Genomic DNA, 22331 nt, shown 5'->3' on the forward strand with positions numbered 1-22331 from the left:
TCACATCCTTATATTATATATAGTTATGAAACGAATGTTGATTATAGCCATCCTGTCGGCTATAACCTCTACCCTTATGGCTCAAAACCTGTTTGCCAAGGGGACATACAATCCTTACGACAAGATGCGCAAGGCCGCCTTGGCCATCAGCGCGCTCTACGTGGACACGGTCGACGACAACAAACTGGCAGAAGACGCCATCCGCGGCATGATCGAGAATCTCGATCCACACTCGAGCTACTCGACAGCCAAGCAGGCGCGCGCCTTCAACGAATCGCTGGGCGGGTCGTTTGACGGCATAGGCGTGCAGTTCAACATCTCTGCCGACACGCTGCTCGTCATCAAGCCCGTGGTCAAAGGCCCGTCAGAGAAGGTGGGTATCATGGCAGGCGACCGCATCATCAGCGTCAACGATACAGCCATAGCCGGCGTCAAGATGGACCAGAGCGAAATCATGCGTCGGCTGCGCGGCAAGCGAGGCACCATGGTACGGCTGGGAGTGGTGCGCAGAGGCATTGCAGAGGTGCTCTACTTCGACGTGAAGCGCGACAAGATACCCCTCAACACCATCGACGCAGCCTATATGATACGTCCACAGGTGGGATATATACGCATAGGCAGTTTCGGGGCATATACCTACAAGGAGTTCATGGACGCGGTGAAGAAGCTCAACAAAGAGGGGATGAAGAACCTTATCCTCGACCTTCAGGAGAACGGCGGCGGCTATATGCTGAGCGCCACGCAGATAGTCAACGAGTTTCTGGGCAAAAACGACCTCATCGTCTATACCGAAGGACGCAATGACAAGCGACGCGAATATCATGCCGACGGCAACGGCAAGCTGCGCAAGATCAAGGTAGTGGTCCTCGTCAACGAGTTCTCTGCCTCGGCGTCAGAAATCGTCAGCGGTGCGCTGCAAGACCAGGACCGCGGAGTCATCGTGGGACGTCGCACCTTTGGTAAGGGTCTCGTCCAGCGCCCCATCGAGTTCCCCGACGGTTCGATGATGCGTCTTACCATCGCCCACTACTACACCCCGTCGGGCCGCTGCATCCAGAAGCCTTACACCAAGGGCAACGCGGTAGACTACAACAAGGATATCGACACCCGCTACAAGCACGGCGAGTTCTACAGCGCCGACAGCATCCACTTTGCTGACTCGCTGAAGTACCAGACGCTGCGCCAGCATCGCACGGTCTATGGCGGCGGCGGTATCATGCCCGACTACTTCATTCCCCTTGACACTACGCAGTACAGCCAGCTGCACCGCAAGATTACGGCAGCCGGCGTGGTGGTTCCGGCTATGGTCTCCTGGCTCGACAGTCATCGCCGCGAGTTGGGCGAGCGTTACCCCACCTTTGCCGACTTCAACGCCCGCTTTGAAGTGCCCCAAGAGCTCTTTGAGCAGATAGAGGAAGAGGCTGGGAAGAAGGATATCAAGCCCCGTGATGACGAGGAGCTGCGCGCCACGCGTCGCACGTTGGGCCTGCAAATCAAAGGGCTCATTGCCCGTGACCTCTGGGATATGAGCGAGTACTTCCACGTGGTCAACGAGAGCAGCCCCGCCGTCAAGCAGGCGCTCAAGCTGTTCAAGTAGTATCACCACCCCCATAAAGTCGAAAGCGGCGGGAGAAACCAGTGCAGTTTCTCCCGCCGCTTTGTCGTTTGTAATGTCAGAGATGACCGCCTACTTCTCCTTGCGCCACAGGCGGCTCATATCCTCAAGGGTCTTGCCCTTGGTCTCAGGCACCAGTCGCCATACGAAGACGGCGGCGAGGATGCAGATGACTCCGTAGAGGCTGTAGGTGAACATATATCCCATGCTGTTGGCCATAGGTACAAAGGAGGTCGAGACTATCCAGTTGAAAATCCACTGGAACGCCACAGCTATGGCCACGGCAGCACCGCGGATGGTGTTGGGGAACACCTCGGCGATGAGCACCCAGCAGATGGGGCCCCAGGAGTACATGAAGGACACCGAGTAGAGCATGATGCTAATCATACAGAGCAGTTTGAGCTCAGCCACGCCGAAGGTGAACGCCACGCCGATGGCACCGAGCGCCATACCGAGCGAGCCGGCGATGAGCAGCGGCTTGCGGCCCAACTTCTCGACCGTGAAGATAGCCACGCAGGTGAAGCCAAGGTTGAGCACGCCGTTGAAGACGGTGAGCTTCATCGGGTTGTCAAATCCCATCGCCTCATAGATGCGCGGCGCATAGTAGAGCACGGCATTGATGCCTATGGCCTGCTGGAATACCGACAGCATGACGCCCACCACGATGCACATGACGCCATAGGTGAAGATGCGCTCGGTCTTCTGGGTCACCGTGTTCTTGATATCTGCCAGCACGCGGCGCGCCTCGTCGGCACCGTTGATGCGCGCCAGCACGCGCTCGGCCTTGTCGTCCTTGCCCACCATCACGAGGTAGCGCGGAGTCTCGGGCACCAAGCAGATGAGCACGGCGAAGAGTCCGGCGGGCACCATCTCGGAGCCAAACATATAGCGCCAGCCCGTCTCGATGGCCCAGGCAGCCTCAGTGCCATTGACGATTTCGTTCATGCCGCTTCCCACGCTCTGGATGAGCGGTGCGATGTGGTCGCCGAGGATGAAGAAATTGACGAAGTAGACCACCAGCTGACCGAAGATGATGGCAAACTGGTTCCAGCTGACCAGCATGCCGCGGATGCGGCTCGGCGCAATCTCGCCGATATACATGGGGCACACGGCCGAAGCCAATCCTACGCCCACACCGCCGATGATGCGGTAGATGTTGAACACCACCAGCAGCGTAAGGTCTGGCTTGCCCACGGGGAGTATCATGCTCTCCGGGCACATGGACCCCCACGCTGAGATGAAGAACATGATACCGGCAAGGATAAGCGTGCGCTTGCGGCCGAGGCCGGTGGCAAGCACACCCGAAAGCGCAGAGCCGATGATGCAGCCTATGAGCGCGCTCGAGCTGGTGAACCCGTGCCAGAAGTCGGTATACGTGAAATCGGTAGCACCCATAAAGAATGCCTGGAGCCCCTTCTCGGCTCCGGAGATAACTGCGGTGTCGTAGCCGAAAAGCAATCCGCCAAGCACTGCCACCATGACGATGCTGACGAGATAGCCACGGCTACCCCCATTGGTTGTTTCCATAACAATGTTGATTTAATTGACTATATTTTTTATTTAGGTTTTATTGGTTGCAAAGATAATCATTCTTCGGATGATGGCAAAATAAGTCGGGCTATTTTTTAGTGGTAATGTCATAATTGCCAGCGTCTAATACACGCCCACGCCAAAGAGCGGCGCGATGACGGTAAAGATAAACTCATGCCCTGAAAAGGTGAAATCAAGTTGTGCAATGATTATTTCCAACTCTGAAAAGATGAAATCAAACTCTGCGAAGATGAAATCAAACTCTGCGAAGATGAAATCAAACTCTGCGAAGATATAATCGGTGATGGCGGAGTACATTCAGCCCAAAGGGAGAGAGAAATGTGGGCTACAGACGCAGCAAGGGCTGGACGCCGATGTGGTGCCCAGCCCTTGCCGTGGGGTGAATATGGTGAAGGTAATGCGATCTCTGCTGCCGACCGTCGAGACTATAGCGGTGGAGATGCTATCTCTGCAGCCGACCGTCGAGACTATAGCGGTGGCGATGCTATCTCTGCTGCTGACCGTCGAGACTATAGCGGTGGTCGCCCTTGATGATGACCACGCGGTTGCCCTCGATGACCTTGCGGGCGGCAGGGGTGGCAGTGGCGGGGGGGGCGGGGGGAGAGATGCCCGTCGAGGCGGGGGCCTTGATGAGTATCGAGGCCTTGGCGCCGCCATCATGCGAGGTGGCGGTGATGGTGGCCTCGCCCACGCCGTTGAGCATGACCAGTCCGCCGTTGACCGTAGCCACATCGGCATTGTCGGTGGTCCATACGAGGCGGCGGTCGGTCACCTTGGAAGGCTTGAGCTCGGGGCGGAGCACCAGAACGCTCTGGTCGATGCTCGCCGACTGCTCGCTCGCGCCAAAGTCTATCGACGAGATGGCGACGGGCTGCTGCTGAGTGGTCCTGCGATAGAGGAACGGCAGCAGGAGCGTCTTGGAGGTGTAGAGTCCAAATCGGGCGTAGCTGCTCTCAGGCTCATTGAACCTGAGGGTGCCATAGGCTGCTGTGGCGCTGGTGATGGTGGCGCCTCCATAGCCCAGTTCTATCTTCCACTGGGTGTCGCCGGCGTTCCAAGCCAACTTGCCCTTGGCGGTGGCACCCAGGCGGCGTCCGAACTGGTCGGTGAGCGTCCAGCAGCCGGCAGTCTCGCCCTTGGCGAGCTTGAAGCGCAGCACATCGGGATCGCTGACATCGGTGGTATTGGCAAGCGCCACCACATCGAGATACTGCGACTTCTCCATGCCGTCGATGTCGGCAGCGGCGCAGCCATTGCGGAATATCATCAGTTGGTCGCCCTCGTTGAGGGTGCCTTTAGCTTCCAGTTTCTCGTAACTCCAACCCAGCGGAGACTCAAGACTTGCGCCCTCGGGAGCATCATACTCGATGGTAATGGCGTCGAGATAGACCGAGCCCTTGGCTGTGCCTCCCTTGACGGTGATGACTGCCTCGTCGGAGGTAAAGGCGGCGAGGTCGAGCTGGCGCGTCACGTCGACATAGACGCCCAGGTCCTTGCTCACCCAGCGTCCGAACCACTTGTCGCTGCCGAACTCGGCGGCAGCCTCGGTGTAGACCGTGGTCTCTCCGTCGGCGACGACGAGCGCAGCCTCGCCCTCCTTGTTGTTGGAGCACATGCTGAGCGTGATGTTCTTGATGCGGCATCCCTGCCAGCCTTGGAGCACAAGCGAAGCCTTGCGGTTGCGCGGTATCTGGTTGTAGCGGTTGCCTGTAGTGGCACCAAAGTCATTTTCGAAATAAGCCCAGGAGTTGTGGGGCACGCTGCCGCTGGCAGCAAGGGTGAAATCGCCGATGGTCTTGTTGTATTCCACGATGCGGTAGACCACCTCGGCAGCGTTGATGCTGAGAGTAGCGACGCAGACGACAGCCGTAGCGATGATGCGGTAAGCCAATTTCTTAGTATTCATGATTGTTTATGTTGTAGAGATGCAAAATTACTCCCTTTCCGCATACTGTCCAAATTTCAGGACCATCATTACGCCGCCAAGCGTTAAACTTTCAAAAACCCGAGCATCCCCAAAAACCGCAAAAACCGCCACAAAAGAAAACAGATGATACATAAAAGTCAAGAAAACGTGTACAAACTGAAAGTTTTTCATCAAAGGAACGTTAAATATGATTTTTTTTACTACTTGTGCATGCATAATTATAACTACTGTAAATGAGATATTTTTTTCTGCTCGCTCTTCTACTACCTTGTGTATGTTTAGCGCAAGTGAACAACGAGTCCTCCAAGCCCTATGAACGAACCCTGACCGGCGTGGTCAAAGAAGTTTCTGGAGAAACCATCCCTGGTGCAACAGTCCAGGTGAAAGGGCACACCAACATCGTCTGTGTTTCCGACATGTATGGCAACTTCGTACTGAAGAATATCCCAAGCGGCAAACAGACCATCGTCATCTCATTCCTGGGCATGGAAAGCCAGGAGATTGCCTACACCGGGCAAAAGTCGATAACCGTAACAATGGTGGAGAAAGCCAACGAAATCAAGGATGTAGTGGTTACGGGTATCTACGTGAGAAAGAAATCGAGCTTTACGGGTTCGGCCAGCACCTACACCAAGGACGAACTCAAGAAGATAGGCACCAAAAACCTGATACAGAGTCTTAAGACCCTTGAGCCTTCGCTCAACGTGGTCGAAAACAGCAGTTGGGGTTCCGACCCTAACCGCATGCCCGATATGGAGATACGCGGCAAGACCAGTATCGTGGGTTCGCTCGAGTCTGACTATGACAACACCGGCAACCAGCCCCTGTTTATCATGGACGGCGTCGAAGTGACTATCCAGGACATCATGAAACTGCCGATGGACCGCATCGCCAACGTGACCGTGCTGAAGGATGCCGCCTCGTCGGCCATCTACGGTTCGAAGGCTGCCAACGGTGTAATCGTGGTCGAGACCGTAAGACCCGAGTCGGGCAAGTTGCGCGTATCGTACTCAGGCAACTTTGCCGTGCAGATGCCCGACCTGACCGACTACAACCTGATGAACGCCTCGGAGAAGCTGGAGTATGAACGCCTGGCTGGCCGCTATACCGCCAAGGACGCCTATACCAGCCAGGACGCTCTCGACGCCCTCTACTACAGTCGTCTGAGAGAGGTGAAACGCGGTGTGAACACCTACTGGCTGTCTGAGCCTCTGCGCGCCGTGCTCAACCACTCGCACAACATGTATATCGACGGCGGCGACGACTCAATGGTCTACGGCGTCGGTCTGTCGTACAGCAATGACGACGGTGTGATGAAGGGCTCTGACCGCTCGACCGTGAGCGGCAACATCAAGCTGACTTACCGCACCAAGTCGCTCATCTTCAGCAATGACTTCAACATCGACATCACCAACTCGGACCACGAGCCGGTGGAGTTTTCGACCTTCGCACAGGCCAACCCCTACTATCTGAAGTACAACGACGACGGCTCTATCCCCACGCTGCTCGAGTCGACCGACGTGGCTGGCAACACCATCTACAACCCCCTGTATCTCTACAATATCGTCAACAAGAACCACACCAACGAGATGACGCTGCGCAACAACTTCAGCCTCATCTGGCGGTTCTGGAACGCCTTCCAGCTGCGTGGCCGACTGGGTCTGAGCAAGTCGGTCTCCAAGAACGAGACCTTCAAGTCGCCCAAGCACCCCGACTTCCTGAGCGCCACGCTCAAGGGCAGCTACGGCAGTGAAAACGATGACAACTTCGCCTACAACGGCGAGACCACCATCACCTTCGGCAAGGTGTTCAACGACGCCCACACCGTGAACCTGGTGGGCGGCTGGTACTTCAGCGAAAAGACCGTGAACCGCAACGCCTATATGGTCTATGGATTTACCAGCGACCTGCATCAGAACCCACAGTTCTCGGCTGGATTTACCGAAGGCGACAAGCCGACATACAACAAAACGATAAGCCGTTCGACCAGTTTCTACTTCAACGGCAACTACTCCTACAAGAACCGTTATCTCTTTGACGCCAACCTGCGTTGGGACGGTTCCTCAGTCTTCGGCGCCCAGAAGGTATTCACCAATACCTGGGCTGTGGGTGTGGGCTGGAACATCAACAAGGAATCGTGGTTCCATCTGCCATGGGCCGACCTGGTCAAACTGCGTTTCTCTATCGGTAACCCCGGCAACCAGAACTTTGACGCCTACCTCTCATCGGGTACATACATCTACAACTCGGGCTACACCAACCACTTCGGCACCAGCGCCATCCTGTCGAAGTTTGCCAACACCAATCTGGCATGGCAGAAGACCATCGACAAGAACTGGGGTATAGACCTGGAGCTCTTCAAGAGCCGTCTGCGCATCTCGGCAGACTACTACCACAAAGTGACCGACCCTCTGCTGGTATCGGTGACCATGCCCCCATCGCTGGGCTTCACCTCGCTCTACACCAACTTCGGCGGCCAGATTTCGCAGGGTTTCTCGGGTACGGTGATGGTCAATGCCATCAAGCGCGACGACATGCGCCTCAACTTCAACCTGAGCTTCAACCACAGCGAGACCCAGTACAAGAACATCGGCAACAAGCTGCAGGCCATGAATGAGGCTGCGAGCAACAACAACTCCTACCGCCGCTACTACGACGGCGGCAGCCCCGACGACATCTGGGCCGTGCGCTCTGCCGGCATCGACCCCGCTACCGGTCAGGAGATATTCATCAAGAAGGACGGCACCTACACCTTCCAGTACGACAAGAACGACGAGGTCGTAGTAGGTACTACCGCCGACAAGCTGCAAGGCGTGGTGGGCGTGAGCTTCTACTACAAGCAGTTCTCTGCCAGCGCCAACCTGCGCTACCGTCTCGGCGCCCAGGTCTTTGCCTCTACATTATATAATAAGGTGGAAAACCTGTCGGAAGACCTGATGTACTACAACGTGGACCGTCGCGCGCTGTACGACCGCTGGAAGCAGCCTGGCGACATTGCCCGCTTCAAAGCCATCAACAACTTTGAGTCGACCCCAATGTCTTCGCGCTTCGTGATGGACGAAAACGTGCTCACTGGCGAGTCGTTCAGCGTGGGCTATGAGACCGCCGCCAAGTGGATACGTGCCCTCGGAGCCAAGGGAGCTTCGGTAAGAGTCTACATGAACGACATCTTCCGTCTCGCCTCGTTCAAGGAGGAACGCGGAACCGAATATCCGTTCTCCAGAAGCGTATCGCTGTCATTTGATATCAGATTCTAACGATAAGAAAAAAGCTAAAAATATGAACAAATATAAACTGGCACTCCTGCTGATTATCCCACTGCTCTGCTGCACATCCTGCGAGGAGTGGTTGAAGGTCGACTCAGAAGACCGCATCATGGAAGATGCACTCTATTCAAACGAGAACGGTTTCCGCACCGCCCTCAACGGTATCTACATCGACCTGCTGAACAGCAGCCTTTACGGGCAGACACTCACCACTACCACCTTTGACGTGCTGGCCCAATACTACGACACCTCGAAGCCCCTCAACACCCACGCCTATGTGCTCCTGGCCAACTATGACCACCAGAAGATGAAGGACGCCGTAAGCGACACCTGGGCCAAGGGCTACGCGCTGATTGGCAACATCAATACGCTGCTGGAGCACTGTGAGAAAAACCGCAACGTGCTCTCTGACAAGGGCTACCACATCATCAAGGGCGAGGCGCTGGCGCTGCGTGCCATGCTCCACTTCGACCTGCTGCGCATCTTCGGTCCCATCTACAAGTATGAGCCCGGCAAGGAGTGCATCCCTTATGTCAACGACACCGAGCGTAAGGTCAAGCCGCTCCTACCAGCCTCGGACGTGATCTTCAACATCACCACCGACCTCAAGGCAGCCGAAGAGCTGCTGGCAGACTATGACCCCGTCATCACCGAGGGCAAGCTCGCCACCGAGGATGCCTCGGGCAACAACTTCTACAGATTCCGCAACGAGCGCATGAACTATTTCGCCGTCCTGGCTCTCACCGCGAGAGTCTACCTCTATGCCGGCGACACCGGCAATGCGGTGAAATATGCCAACGACGTGATAGACAGAGCCTCGCGCTTCTTCCCCTTTGCCACCCGTGAGCAGGTGAACGGCCAGGCCACATCGGGCTCTGCCAACACCAGTGCCGAGGACCGCATCTTCTCGTCGGAGATACTCTTCGGCAACTACCACTCTAAGCGCACCACCGATATCTTTGACAAGATATTCTCCTACAAGCTCGAAGCCAAAAACGTGCTCAAGATGAGTGACTACGGCATAAGCCAGCTCTACGAGGACGACGGCGACCTGCGCAAGTGTCAGTGGCAGACCCAGCGCGACACCGAGGGCAATGTGGGCCAGTTCTTCGTGAAGTACGGCGACGTGACCGACAACGGCTTTGAGTTTGCCCGGCTGCTGCCCATGATTCGTATGTCTGAGATGTATCTCATCAAGGCCGAATGTACGAAGGACTACAAGGCGCTGAACCCCATCCGCAAGGCCCGCAACATACCCCAGCTCAAGTCTAACATCGGCCTCAACGGATATATCGAGGACGAGTATGTGCGCGAGTTTATCGGCGAGGGCCAGCTCTTCTGGTACTACAAGCGCAAGGGCATCACCTCTATCCCCCGACTCTACAACCCCAACCTCCAAGACATGCAGATAACCAACAGCACCTATGTCTTCGACCTGCCCGACAGTGAACAGCAACTACGCAAATAAGAGACAAGATGAAACATATCCATATATTACTCACATGCCTGGCGGGATGGATGCTCGCCGCATGTACTGAGGAGATAGAGACCTATTCGGGCGAGAGCGGCATCTATTTTGCCATGTCGGCCACCAAGGGAGGACTCGACGACAGCAAGCAGGACTACACCGCAGAGACCCAGATACCCTTTGCCGTATACAGCACCATCAGCGACACCACCCTCATGGTGAGAGCCAAGGTCATAGGTCCCGCCGTGGGCCACGACCGCAAGGTGACGGTACAGGTGGTGGCTCCCGAGGATGCCGAGCAGGCCAAGGAAGGCTGGGACTACGACGCGCTGGACAACAGCTATACCGTCAAGGCTGGCGAGGTCTATGTGCTCATCCCCATACACTTCTACCTGAGAGACGACCTTGAGGGCAAGGAGCGCCAGTTGAAGCTCGAGCTCGTCGCCAACGAAGACTTCGCGACCCCGATGGCCCAATGGCTGCGCCCCAACAGCTCTGACAAGACCGGAGTCGACGTGCTGCACCACACCATCACCATCAGCAACAAGTGGGTACAGCTGCCAGGTTTCCGCACCTACTTCTTCGGCACCTATTCCGAGAAGAAATGCAAGCTGATATGCAGCCTCTTCGGTCTGACGCTGCTCGACTTCGCCACCGAGGACAGCATGTCGTTTACCAAGGCCAAGGCACTCGCCATCAAGTTTGACCAGTACCTCAAGGACCAGGAGAGCAAGGGAAATACGATTTATGAAGATTATAGAGACGCCAACGGCAAGCGCGTGAAGATGACTGCCGGCGAAGGCATCAAATACTAAGACTGAGATGAGAACAAACATATTTTTGCTCGCCCTGGCTGGCGTGATGCTTAGCGCCTGTTTCGACGACAAGGGCAACTACAGCTACAGCCAGATCAACGATGTCACCATCGGACAGAAAGGCTTCGACGGCGACACCGTCTATCTGCTGCGTTCCGACGTGGATGACCTTAAAATCAGCCCCGAACTGAGCTACCGTGAGGGTCAGGAGTCGGCTGGCGGCTACAGTTACGAGTGGGTAGCTGTGAGTTCCAACAAGCATGTGGGTCAGCGTACCCAGCTGGGAACCGACCGCAATCTGGACTACAAGGTCAAGCTCAAGGCCGACGATTACCACCTGTTCTTCAAGGTTACCGACCTTGCCACGGGCATCGTCTACAGCCGTCAGGCTACGCTCAAGGTGAACAACCTCTATACCCGCGGCTGGATACTCACCGGCAAGGACCAATCTGGCAACATGGTGGTAGACATGCTCTCCATCAGCCGCGACACCCTGCACCTCACCGACATCCTTGCCAACAAGGGCCTGGCGCTCAAGCAGCCCATCATGGTGTGGACAGACAACAGCCCCGAGTCGTATGAGAACCAGGTGTATGTCTGCACCGAAAACGGCACCTACCGCTATGGTCGCGAAGACCTGGACAACCCACAGGAGCTGACCATCTTTGACCCCGACATCAAGGGCTACCGCCATTCCATCGTGATGCACGACATCCAGAAGATTAGCAACAAGCCTGCACTCTTCCTTGCCGACAAGTATGCCTACGCGCTGAACAGCCTCAACGAGGGAGAGTTTGGTACGCCGGTGAGCTACTATCTCCAGAGCAACGGCTACGACTACTTCACCCCCGCGCCAGGCATCGCCTGCAACCACACGGGTGAGGACAACTCGGCGGCTGCCATCGAGCAGTATGTCGTGTACAACTCGCGCGACCGCGTGTTCTGCAACCTCCGCGCCATGGGTACCTCGATGAACAACCTCGCCGACTCTGACACCGACGAGCCCTTCAGCTGGGACACCAAGAAGGACTTCACCACAGGCGGACTCACCTTTGTGGCCAATGTCAATTCGCTCTACAGCGGCGGACAGACCGCCACCATCCTCTACGACCCCATCGGCGGCAAGCGTTATATCTACACCTACACCATCACCCGCCAGAGCGGTGTGGCCACCAAGGGCAAACGCTACGAGATACCCCTCACGGCTCCCGGCTTCTACCAGGCACGCCTCTTCAGCCTCACCACCAAGCAGGGCTACCTCATCTACGCCGAGGGCAACCACCTCTACGGCTACAACTTCCGCAACGGCAAGGACCCCGTGCTGCTCTGCACGTTCGACGGCACGGCTACCGCCATCTTCAACGATATCGTGACCGATGAAAAGCAGAACGACTGCTTCTATGTGGCCACCTATAGCGACGGCGCCAGCAACCAGCGCGGCGGCAAGTTCTACAAGTTTGCCGTCACCGATACCGCCGACAAGATTAAGGTCAGCCAGAAGCACGTGTGGAAGGGCTTCCCCGAGATAGTCAATATCAGTTACAAGAATTTTTAATATAAACTATACTATAATCAACTAAATTATGATGAAGATCAAATCATTATTGTTAGCCACGATGGCTCTTGCGATTACTGCCGACGCTGCTGCCAATGTAGAAATGAGCATTTTCAAGAAAAAGAAGAAGAAAGCAGCTACCGAAGCCTCGTCATCTGCCAAGAAGACCGACAAGTTTGACAAGGCCATCAACGGCGCTACCGCCTACCACGGTATGTTCACAGCCTATGTCAACAAGAAGGGCGAGCTGCTGCTGCAGGTTACCAAGAGCAACCTCGATGTGCTCTACCTGATGGCCAACCGCATGGTAAGCACCAGCGAGAACGCCAACTTCAATGCCGGCGAAATGGTGGGGACTCCCTTCATGTTCTCGCTCTCTGCCGACACGGCCAACGTATACATGCACTCTTACCAGAACTACGAGCGCGTAGTGCCCGGAGACCCCATTGAGAAGGCTTTCAACCGCAACTTCGTACACCCCATCATGAAGACCTTCAAGATAAAGGCTTCGCGCAATGATACACTGCTCATCGACATGACATCGTTCTTCGTATCCAACGAGAAGTGCATCACCCCCATCCGCCAGAGTGTAAACACACGCTCTACCAAGTCGGCCTCGTTCGACGCATCTGCCTCCAAGCTGATGGGAGTAAAGAGCTTTGAAAAGAACCTTGAGATTACCAGCCGACTGAACTACAACGCCGAGTCGGGAGCCTACACCGTGCAGATGCGCCGCTCTATCGTGGCTCTGCCCAAGGAGCCCATGAAGATGCGCTATCAGGACAGCCGCGTGGGATACTTCAGCACCAAGTTCTACACCTATTCATCCAACAAGGACTACATCGACCCCAAGGAATTCATCCACCGCTGGCGCGTGGAGCCCAAGGACGAAGACCTGGAGAAGTACTACAACGGCGAGCTGGTTGAGCCCAAGAAGCAGATAGTATACTATGTAGACTCTGCCTTCCCCGAGAAGTGGAGAGGAGCCATCAAGGCTGGTATCGAAGACTGGAACCAGGCCTTTGAAGCTGCCGGCTTCAAGAACGTGATGGTCGCCAAAGACTACCCCACCGACGACCCCAACTTCGACCCCGACGATATCCGCTATAACTGTATCCGCTACATGGCCACCGGTACTGCCAACGCCGCCGGACCAAGCTACGTAGACCCCCGCACCGGAGAAATCCTGGTGGGCGAGGTGATGTGGTATCACAATGTCATCGCCCTCGTTCATGAGTGGCGCTTTGCCCAGACCGCAGCCGTCGACGCCCGCGTGCGCAAGTCTACCTTCGACGACGACGTGATGTCTGAGTCGCTGCGCTATGTCACCTCTCACGAGGTGGGCCACACCCTGGGTCTGATGCACAACATGGGCGCCAGCTACGCCTTCCCCGTCGATTCACTGCGCAGCCCCTCGTTCACCCAGAAGTATGGCACCACGCCCAGTATCATGGACTACGCCCGCAACAACTACGTGGCACAGCCCGGCGACCTCGAGCGCGGTGTGCGCATGGTTCCCCCAATCATCGGTGTATACGATATACACGCCATCAACTGGGGCTACCGTCTCTTCAAGGACGCCAAAACTCCCGAAGACGAGTACAAGTATCTCAACGCCATCATCGAGGCCAAGAAGGGCGACCCCATGTATAAGTTCGGTGCCCAGCAGCTGTTCCTCACCGTCGACCCCACCGACCAGATGGAAGACCTCGGCGACGACCACATGAAGGCCAACAACTATGGTATCAAGAACCTCAAGAAGATTATCGCCAACATACCCCAGTGGCTCGGCGTCAAGAACGACGACTACGAGGAAATCCAGGAGATGTACAAGGCTTGTCTTAGCCAGTACATGCGCTACCTCACCCATGTGATGCCCTACCTCGGCGGTGTAGAATATACCGACCTGGTTCAGGACGGCAGCAAGGAGTATGCCAAGGCATACATTCCCAAGGCCAAGCAGAAGGCAGCGATGGAGTGGCTCGTAAACCAGGCCCTCCACTGCAGCGACATCATGCTCCCCAAAGAAATTATGCGTGTGTTGGGCATCGATTCCAACTCGTTTGACAACTTCCAGTCGACCATTGCAGCCAAGATATACAGCCCCGGAGCGATGGGAGGCATCTACGAGGGCGAGCGTTCAGGCCAGAAGGGACTCTATACCCTTGACGGTTATCTCAACGATGCTTATGGTATCGTCTTCCGCAACTCCATCCAGGGCAAGAATCTTACCCAGGAGGACATGAACTTGCAGACTACAGTAGTCCTGGCATTGAGCAAATTCTCTAACCTTGACCCCTCAATGTCCAAGGAGTCACCCCTTGGTGGCAGAGGCCTTGCCGAGAAGGATCCCGAGCTTGCACTCAGCGAGTTTATGGCCCAGGCCACAGCCGACTCTCACAGCTTCTGCAACGCCGGTTGTGCCGCCAGCAGCGACGAGGTATCCTATGCCCGCCACAACATGAGCGGCTCCAAGCTCTCTGCCGGCGTGGGCCGTCCTCTCATCACCGCCGCCCTCAAGAAGATACACAATCTCTACAAGTCGAGAATGGGTAGCGGCGACGCACGTACACGCGCCTTCTACGAGTACCAGGTTACGGTGCTCAACAAGCTCTTCAAGAAGTAAATGAGTTAACAACCCAATATAAATCATTAAATAGAAAACAAAGATGAAAAAGTTTATGAATTATTTGAGAGTGGCAGTCGTAGCACTGACCATATCTATGGCAATGAGCGGATGCTCGAGTAGTGACGACCCCGCACCAGCACCCACCTACAATGTGAGCCTGGTCAACGAGAGCGATGCAGCCCTCGACGTAGACCCCGCCGCACTCAGCGAGCAGATTATCAAGATACAGACAGACGCTCCGCTGACCGACCTCTCTATCCAGAAAGTCACCGAGCAGTCATGGTGTATCGCCACAGTAAAGAGCACCTCTGAGATAGCTGTCACCGCCGGTGCCAACACATCTACTGCCGACCGCGTTGCCAAATTCAAGCTGCTCGCAGGCTCATCAGTACTCGAGTTCTCAGTCACACAGGCGGGCGCCAACCCCCAGAACGTGACCCTCAGCATCGAGTCAGAGCAGTTGCAGGAGTATAGCGGCATGTATTCATACATGGGCCAGAACGACAAGGCCGTAGTCAAGGTCAAGGTGACCACCAACGCCAGCCGCTGGCACGCCACAGCAACAGCCATGATGGGCAATGACGCCGACTTCGTCATCACCAAGGCCCGCGGCAAGAGCGGCGAGGAGATGGAGTTCTACCTCCAGCCCAGCATGAGCGAGATGCTCGCAGGTACCATCACCATCACTGCCGGCGACCAGTCTGTAGACATCACCGTCAACCAGATGACCATGAACGGAGCCACCATGTTCAAGCTCTTCTCCGACGAGAACAAGACCAAGGCTTTCGCCAACAAGACCACCCTCAACTTCGCAGCCACCTTTGACAAGGACGACACCACCGAGCACATCAAGACATTCTACGTGACCACCGACGGCGGCTACGTGACACTGGTATGCAAGGCAGGCACTGACACCGAGGTTGAAGGCGACGCAGCATGGCTCACAGCCGGTGGTAACCTCGATGCACTCCGCATCAGCGCTACCTCTAACACCACTGGCGCCGAGCGCAAGCTCGACGTGGTAATCGTAGACAGCGACAACTGGAGCGAGCTGTTCCGCATCCCCGTGGTGCAGGCTGCCAAGTAAGCCTACAGCTCCCTATAGAGCCTAAACCATAGAAGAGGCTGCCAGACCCATCTCCCCGAGAGAGTCTGACAGCCTCTTCGCCGTTTATACCGTTAGTCCGCTGGAGCGCAGAGAGACCCTCGCCCATATCGAGAGGGCAGCTGCTGGCACCGCGGTGACGATGGCTGGCTCGTATCAATAGGCACGAGAGCGCGTATCTTACGTCACGAGCCCACGGTTCAAATGGTACGAGCCTACGGTTCATATGATACGAGCACGCCACGATGGTCACCACGCCGCCGACGGGCTGATATGCAGCGGGTTGCGGGCTACTCGGTGGAAACGGCATAAATAGCGTTGCCCGCAAGAGCCCTCAGACTGGTCGCAGAGACCACTGGAGCACATGGCGACAGCCACACTCTGCTTTTGCAGACTTCCGCGATAAGGGCAGAGAGCGTAACTATTTTGCCCAGGCGGGCTGTCTTTTCTCCATTTTTCTTTGCTTTTTCGCCAATTTGTCTTATCTTTGCAGCGGAAAGTCCCTTGAAAAATGTGCGCAAATCCATAAAAAGTCCCTTGGAAAATGTGCGCGGTTTCAAGAAAAGTCCCTTGAAAAATGTGCACGGTCACAATATCAACAACCACTAATTCACTAATAGCCAAATGTTTCAACGGAAAATTGAGAAGTATCTCAAAGAATGGAAGAACGATGAGCACAAGATGCCCCTCATCATTAAGGGATGTCGCCAGTGTGGAAAGACATACTCAGTGCTCGATTTTGCCCACAAAAACTATGAGCATGTGGTCTATCTCGACTTCTTCCAACACCCGGAATACAAGGCTGTGTTTGGGGGTGGTCTGGACATCGACATCCTCTGTATGACGCTTTCCACCCTAATCCCCGATTGCAACTTCGTGCCTGGCAAGACCTGCATCATCTTTGACGAGATACAGGAGTGTCCACGTGCGCGCACTGCCTTGAAATTCTTCAAGACCGACGGCAGATACGATGTCATCGGCACTGGTTCGCTACTGGGTGTCAGCGGTTACCATACCAGCGAGTTGACCGAAGGCCCTATCCCCGTGGGTTATGAGACCATCATCGACATGTATCCTATGGATTTCGAGGAATGGCTTTGGGCCAATGGCATCAACGATATGACCATCGGCTATCTGCAACGCTGTCTGGACCAAAGGACTCCTGTGCAGGAAGCTGTCCACGAGAGGATGCGACAGTTGCTGCTGCAGTATTGCCTTGTCGGCGGAATGCCAAGAGCGGTGAGCGTATTTATGGAGACCCACAACATGCAGTCCGTTCTGCATATACAGCAAGCCATCGTTGATGAATACAAAGTCGATATGCTGAAATACGCGCCCCAGGAAGACAAGCCACGCATACGGGAATGTTTCGAGTCGATACCGCGCCAGTTGAGCAAGGAGAACAAGAAGTTCGCCTACACCACCGTGAGGCCTGGCGGCAGAGGCCGCAACTATCAGGGCAGTCTGCAATGGATTGAAGATGCCAGCATCATACGTCGCTGCTACAACCTCTCGACGCCCGAACTTCCCCTCGACGGCAACGCCATCACCGACCAGTTCAAGGTGTATATGGCAGACACGGGCCTTTTCATCAGCATGCTCGAACAGGGCACTGCGGCCGACATCCTGAGAGGCAATCTCTATGGATACAAGGGTGCCATCTTCGAAAATCTCGTGGCCGACATCTTCGGCAAAATGAATCGCAAGCTCTATTATTTCCGCAAGGATTCGGGCCTGGAGATTGACTTCGTTACAAGATACAACGGCGAATGTACGCTGGTAGAAGTTAAAGCCAATAACGGCAACATCAAAAGCGCCAAGACCATCCTTGGCAACCCCGACAAGTATCATGTATCGAGTGTCATCAAACTGGGTGATGTGAACATTGGCACAGCTCCGCAGACTCTCATCCTGCCGCTCTATATGGCCTTTCTGCTCAAGGACTGTCATTAAGGGCTGTCGGGCAATCCCCTATATCATCGAGGCGACTCTGCGTGAGCCTCCGCTGGCGCTATCTATAGATAAGGTAGGCGTCGCCTCAACAATGCAAATTGGAAAAAACATCTGTTTTTTCTTTGCATTGTCTTCGACTTGCCCCTTTACGGCTCCCGCCGTGAAGGTAGGCTGCACCTCAAGAATAAAAATAAACAAGTTTATTTTGTATTCTCTTCGGTTTGCACTACCTTTGGATAAGGTAGGCGGCGTCTCAACAATGCAAATTAGAAAAAACATTTGTTTTTTCTTTGCATTGTCTTCGACTTGCCCCTTTACGGCTCCCGCCGTGAAGGTAGGCTGCACCTCAAGAATAAAAATAAACAAGTTTATTTTGTATTCTCTTCGGTTTGCACTACCTTTGTAACATATTAAGATAACATGGAATATACGCTGAATATACGTGGACGCCTTATGGACCTTTCGCATCCGCAGGTCATGGGAATAATCAATGTGACGCCCGACAGTTTCTACGAGGGCAGCCGCAAGCAGACCGAGCGCGAGATAGCTATGCGCGCAGAGGAGATACTGACCCAGGGCGGCAGCATGATAGACATCGGAGCCTTCTCGACCCGTCCGGGTGCCTGTGAAGTGAGCGAAGAGGAAGAGGGACGGCGATTGCGCTGGGCTCTCGACATCGTGCGCCGCGAGGTGCCCGATGCCGTGGTCTCGGTAGACACCTACCGTCCGGCGCTCGCCCGTCGTTGCATCAACGACTGGGGTGCCGACATCATCAACGATGTGAGCGAAGGCGGTCTGACGGGCATCGTCAACACGCCGATACACGAAGCGGAAAGCATGTTTGACGTAGTGGGCGAACTGAAGTGCCCCTACATTCTCATGTCGGTCAAGCCCACACTGAGGGAGATGATGAAAGCCTTTGCCGGAGAGATACAGCAGCTGCGCGACCGCGGCGCCAAGGACATCATACTCGACCCGGGATTTGGCTTCGGCAAGACCCTCGAGCAGAACTATGAGCTCATGGCCGACATGGCCGAACTGCAGGCACTCCATCTGCCCGTTCTGGTGGGCATATCGCGCAAGACGATGATATGGAAGCTCATCGGGGGCACTCCCGCCACATCTCTGCCCGGCACCACAGCCCTCCACGCACTGGCGGTGGAACGCGGCGCCTCGATACTGCGCGTCCACGATGTAGCAGAGGCGGTGCAGACCGTGGCGGTGGTAGAGAAAATGAAGCAATCACTAACCAAAGAAGTTATATAACGTGTTTTTTGATTTTGGCATAAAAGACATAATCGACATCCTGCTGGTGGCGCTGTTGCTCTACAACATCTACCGGCTGATGAAGGAAAGCCGGTCGCTCAATGTGTTCATCGGCATCATGGTGTTTGTGGTGTTATGGCTCTTCGTGACCCATGTACTCGAGATGCGCCTGCTGGGAGCCATCATGGACAAACTGGTAAGCGTGGGTGTACTGGCCCTGCTCATCCTCTTCCAGGAAGAGATACGCAAGTTTCTGTACAGTCTGGGCGCCCATCAGCGGTTCAAAAACATCTTCCGCCTGTTCTACACCGCCACCAAGAAGGAGGATGAGGACAAGGAGGCCATCATGCCCATCGTGATGGCATGCATGAACCTGTCGCGCGGCAAGGTGGGCGCACTTATCGTCATCGAGCGCACCACCCCGCTGACCGATATCATGGAGACGGGCGATGTAATCAATGCCAACATCAACCAGCGGCTCATCGAAAACATCTTCTTCAAGAACTCGCCGCTGCACGACGGTGCCATGATTATCGCCCACCGCCGCATCCAGGCTGCGGGCTGCATCCTGCCTGTGAGCCACGACATGGACATCCCCAAGGAACTTGGTCTGCGCCATCGCGCCGCCATGGGCATCTCCCAGAGCTCTGACGCCATAGCCATCGTGGTGAGCGAAGAGACGGGCCGCATAGCCGTGGCCATCCGCGGTACTTTCAGACTGAGACTCTCTGCCGAGGAACTCGAGAGTATCCTCGCCCAACAGCTGATAAGCTGAGGGCAGAGACAAAGAAAAAATAGATGCGTGCAAAGGGGTGATTATCAAAAAAAATTACTACTTTTGCAGCGGCTTAACGTGAACCGCTAAAACCATAAGGAACTAAGTTAAGAATAGATATAGAATAACTATGGATTTATTACAACAGATTGTAGCGCGCGCCAAAGCAGACAAGCAGCGCATCGTGCTTCCTGAAGCTGAAGAGGAACGCACTCTTAAGGCAGCCGACAAGGTATTGGCTGACGACATCGCAGACATCATTCTCATCGGCAACCCTGCCAACATCCACAAGCTCGCCAAAGAGTGGGGCTTGGAGAATATCGACAAGGCTACGATTGTGAATCCATCTGACAATCCCAAGAGCGAGGAATACGCCGCTCTGCTCGCCGAACTCCGCAAGAGCAAAGGCATGACTATCGAGCAGGCTCGCGAACTGGTGAAGAACAACCTGTACCTCGGTTGTATGATCATCAAGACCAACGGCGCCGACGGTCAGATTTCCGGCGCACTGAGTACCACTGGCGACACACTGCGTCCAGCTCTGCAGATAATCAAGTGCGCTCCCGGCATCTCATGCGTGAGTGGCGCTATGCTGCTCATCACTGACCAGAAGCAGTATGGCAAGGACGGCGTAGTAGTCATGGGCGACGTGGCTGTAACCCCCAACCCCACTGCCGACCAGCTGGCCCAGATAGCCTACACCACAGCCCAGACCGCCCACAGCGTGGCTGGCATCGAAGAGCCCCGCGTGGCTATGCTGAGCTTCTCGACCAAGGGCAGCGCCAAGGATGCCAAGGACAAGGCTACCGGCAAGAGCGTCTACATCATAGACAAGGTGATTGAGGCCACACAGATAGCCCACGACAAATATCCTGAACTCAAGGTAGACGGCGAGCTGCAGGCCGACGCCGCCCTCGTGCCCGCTGTGGCAGAGAAGAAGGCCAAGGATTCTGACATCGCCGGCAAGGCCAACGTGCTGGTAGTGCCCAACCTCGAGGTAGGCAACATCGGCTACAAGCTGGTACAGCGTCTGGGCGGAGCCATCGCCATCGGCCCCATCCTCCAGGGTATCGCACGCCCCGTCAATGACCTCAGCCGCGGCTGCTCGGTCGACGACATCTACTACATGGTCGCCATCACTGCCTGCCAGGCACAGGACGCCAAGAAAGCATAACCGTAAAAACAAGAAACAGACAATGATAGTATTAGTATTGAACTGTGGCAGCAGCTCCATCAAGTACAAGCTGTACAACATGGACGACGAGAGCGTGCTGGCACAGGGTGGCGCCGAGCGTATAGGCTTGGACAACGCCTTCGTGAAAGTGACCCTCAAAGACGGCAGCAAGGAAAAGGTAATGCACGACATGCCCGACCACAAGGAAGGCGTGAAGTTTGTATTCAGCCTGCTGCTCGACCCTAAGTATGGTGCGCTGAAGAGCCTCGACCAGATTGACGCCGTAGGTCACCGCATCGTGCAGGGTGGCGACCTCTTTGAGAAGAGCTGCATCGTAACCAAGGAAGTAGAGGACGGTATCGAGAGCCTCTGCGACCTGGCTCCCGTTCACAATGCAGGCCATCTGCGTGGCATCCGTGCCGTCGACGCGCTCATGCCCCATACTCCCCAGGTGACTGTCTTCGACAACGCCTTCCATTCGACTATGCCCGCCTACGCTTATCTCTACGCCGTACCCTACGAGCTGTACGAGAAGTACCACGTGCGCCGCTATGGCTTCCACGGAACCAGCCACCGCTATGTTTCTCAGCGCGTGTGCGAGTACCTGGGTGTGGATATCAAGAAGCAGCGTATCATCACCTGCCACATCGGCAACGGCGCCTCGATTGCAGCCGTTCAGTATGGCAAGGTAATCGACACCTCTATGGGTCTGACCCCATTGGCTGGTGTGATGATGGGTTCGCGCTCGGGCGACATCGACCCCTCTGCCGTAACCTATCTCATGGAGAAGCTGGGCAAGACTCCCCAGGAGATGGCAGAGTTCCTGAACAAGGAGAGTGGCGTGGCCGGCATCACCGGACTCAGCTCTGACATGCGCGAGGTAGAGGCTGCCGACAAGGCAGGCGACGAGCGTGCCCACCTGGCCCTCCAGATGTACAACTATCGCATCAAGAAGTACATCGGTGCCTACGCTGCTGCCATGAATGGCGTCGACATCATCGTGTGGACCGCCGGCGTCGGCGAGAACCAGGAAGGTGTGCGTTGGGACTCTTGCTCTGGCCTGGAGTACCTTGGCGTCAAGATGGACAAGGAGCGCAACCACTGCCGCGGCGTCGAGCAGGTTCTCTCTGCCGACGACTCCAAGGTCAAGGTGGTTATGATTCCTACCGACGAGGAAATCGTTATCGCACGCGACACCGTAGAGCTGGTGTCTAAGGCCAAGTAAAAAAGAC

Annotated in this window: 19 protein-coding genes; 13 read left to right on the forward strand and 6 right to left on the reverse strand. The window is 55.5% G+C overall.

Annotated features, from left to right (window positions below; translation table 11 throughout):
• The first annotated feature begins 25 nt into the window (after positions 1-25).
• The gene (locus tag CIK94_RS05060) at positions 26-1597 is read left to right on the forward strand and encodes a S41 family peptidase (RefSeq protein ID WP_094421650.1); all 1572 of its coding nucleotides are present in this window, start codon (positions 26-28) and stop codon (positions 1595-1597) included.
• Positions 1598-1687: 90 nt separating this feature from the next.
• On the opposite strand, the gene xylE is transcribed toward CIK94_RS05060, so the two are convergent.
• Positions 1688-3142: a D-xylose transporter XylE gene (gene xylE / locus CIK94_RS05065; protein ID WP_022310513.1), complete on the reverse strand. Its 1455-nt coding sequence runs from the start codon at positions 3140-3142 to the stop codon at positions 1688-1690.
• Positions 3143-3268: 126 nt separating this feature from the next.
• Positions 3269-3463 (reverse strand): hypothetical protein, encoded by a 195-nt coding sequence (locus CIK94_RS05070; RefSeq protein WP_094421652.1) that lies wholly within the window; start codon positions 3461-3463, stop codon positions 3269-3271.
• A 21-nt stretch (positions 3464-3484) separates the two neighbouring features.
• On the opposite strand from CIK94_RS05070, the gene CIK94_RS13995 reads away from it, so the two are divergent.
• Positions 3485-3697: a hypothetical protein gene (locus CIK94_RS13995; RefSeq protein ID WP_144008301.1), complete on the forward strand. Its 213-nt coding sequence runs from the start codon at positions 3485-3487 to the stop codon at positions 3695-3697.
• On the opposite strand, the gene CIK94_RS05075 is transcribed toward CIK94_RS13995, so the two are convergent.
• Positions 3651-5072, reverse strand: a complete 1422-nt coding sequence (locus CIK94_RS05075) for an Ig-like domain-containing protein (RefSeq protein ID WP_094421654.1) — start codon at positions 5070-5072, stop codon at positions 3651-3653. The genes CIK94_RS13995 and CIK94_RS05075 overlap by 47 nt on opposite strands.
• Positions 5073-5099: 27 nt before the next feature.
• Positions 5100-5309: a hypothetical protein gene (locus CIK94_RS05080; protein WP_094421656.1), complete on the reverse strand. Its 210-nt coding sequence runs from the start codon at positions 5307-5309 to the stop codon at positions 5100-5102.
• Between the two features lie 71 nt (positions 5310-5380).
• Between CIK94_RS05080 and CIK94_RS05085 the strand changes: the two genes are divergently transcribed.
• From CIK94_RS05085 to CIK94_RS05110, 6 genes are read left to right on the forward strand one after another with little or no spacing between them, the layout of a single operon-like run.
• On the forward strand, positions 5381-8350 hold the full coding sequence (locus CIK94_RS05085; RefSeq protein ID WP_254046140.1) for a SusC/RagA family TonB-linked outer membrane protein: 2970 nt from the start codon (positions 5381-5383) through the stop codon (positions 8348-8350).
• Between the two features lie 22 nt (positions 8351-8372).
• Positions 8373-9827, forward strand: a complete 1455-nt coding sequence (locus CIK94_RS05090) for a RagB/SusD family nutrient uptake outer membrane protein (protein ID WP_094385506.1) — start codon at positions 8373-8375, stop codon at positions 9825-9827.
• An 8-nt stretch (positions 9828-9835) separates the two neighbouring features.
• Complete coding sequence (locus CIK94_RS05095) at positions 9836-10642, forward strand: DUF4843 domain-containing protein (RefSeq protein ID WP_094388849.1); 807 nt, start codon at positions 9836-9838, stop codon at positions 10640-10642.
• A 7-nt stretch (positions 10643-10649) separates the two neighbouring features.
• The gene (locus CIK94_RS05100) at positions 10650-12197 is read left to right on the forward strand and encodes a PKD-like family lipoprotein (protein ID WP_094421658.1); all 1548 of its coding nucleotides are present in this window, start codon (positions 10650-10652) and stop codon (positions 12195-12197) included.
• Between the two features lie 28 nt (positions 12198-12225).
• Positions 12226-14823, forward strand: coding sequence for a zinc-dependent metalloprotease (locus tag CIK94_RS05105; RefSeq protein ID WP_254046141.1), 2598 nt, complete (start codon positions 12226-12228; stop codon positions 14821-14823).
• Between the two features lie 55 nt (positions 14824-14878).
• Entirely contained in the window at positions 14879-15913 is a 1035-nt protein-coding gene (locus tag CIK94_RS05110) for a BACON domain-containing protein (protein WP_158216515.1), read from the forward strand.
• A gap of 267 nt (positions 15914-16180) precedes the next feature.
• On the opposite strand, the gene CIK94_RS14000 is transcribed toward CIK94_RS05110, so the two are convergent.
• Positions 16181-16555 (reverse strand): hypothetical protein, encoded by a 375-nt coding sequence (locus CIK94_RS14000; protein WP_144008302.1) that lies wholly within the window; start codon positions 16553-16555, stop codon positions 16181-16183.
• On the opposite strand from CIK94_RS14000, the gene CIK94_RS05120 reads away from it, so the two are divergent.
• The gene (locus CIK94_RS05120; RefSeq protein WP_094421662.1) at positions 16556-17884 is read left to right on the forward strand and encodes an ATP-binding protein; all 1329 of its coding nucleotides are present in this window, start codon (positions 16556-16558) and stop codon (positions 17882-17884) included.
• A gap of 18 nt (positions 17885-17902) precedes the next feature.
• On the opposite strand, the gene CIK94_RS05125 is transcribed toward CIK94_RS05120, so the two are convergent.
• Positions 17903-18250 (reverse strand): hypothetical protein, encoded by a 348-nt coding sequence (locus CIK94_RS05125; RefSeq protein WP_094421664.1) that lies wholly within the window; start codon positions 18248-18250, stop codon positions 17903-17905.
• Positions 18251-18304: 54 nt separating this feature from the next.
• On the opposite strand from CIK94_RS05125, the gene folP reads away from it, so the two are divergent.
• From folP to CIK94_RS05145, 4 genes are all read left to right on the forward strand, one after another.
• Positions 18305-19150 (forward strand): dihydropteroate synthase, encoded by an 846-nt coding sequence (gene folP, locus CIK94_RS05130; protein ID WP_094421666.1) that lies wholly within the window; start codon positions 18305-18307, stop codon positions 19148-19150.
• A gap of 1 nt (position 19151) precedes the next feature.
• The gene (cdaA, locus tag CIK94_RS05135) at positions 19152-19925 is read left to right on the forward strand and encodes a diadenylate cyclase CdaA (RefSeq protein ID WP_022310698.1); all 774 of its coding nucleotides are present in this window, start codon (positions 19152-19154) and stop codon (positions 19923-19925) included.
• Positions 19926-20055: 130 nt separating this feature from the next.
• Positions 20056-21099, forward strand: coding sequence for a phosphate acetyltransferase (gene pta, locus CIK94_RS05140; protein WP_094385523.1), 1044 nt, complete (start codon positions 20056-20058; stop codon positions 21097-21099).
• Between the two features lie 22 nt (positions 21100-21121).
• On the forward strand, positions 21122-22324 hold the full coding sequence (locus tag CIK94_RS05145) for an acetate kinase (RefSeq protein WP_094387769.1): 1203 nt from the start codon (positions 21122-21124) through the stop codon (positions 22322-22324).
• Positions 22325-22331: the final 7 nt, after the last annotated feature.

Source organism: Prevotella sp. P4-51 (assembly GCF_002251455.1).
Classification (GTDB): domain Bacteria; phylum Bacteroidota; class Bacteroidia; order Bacteroidales; family Bacteroidaceae; genus Prevotella.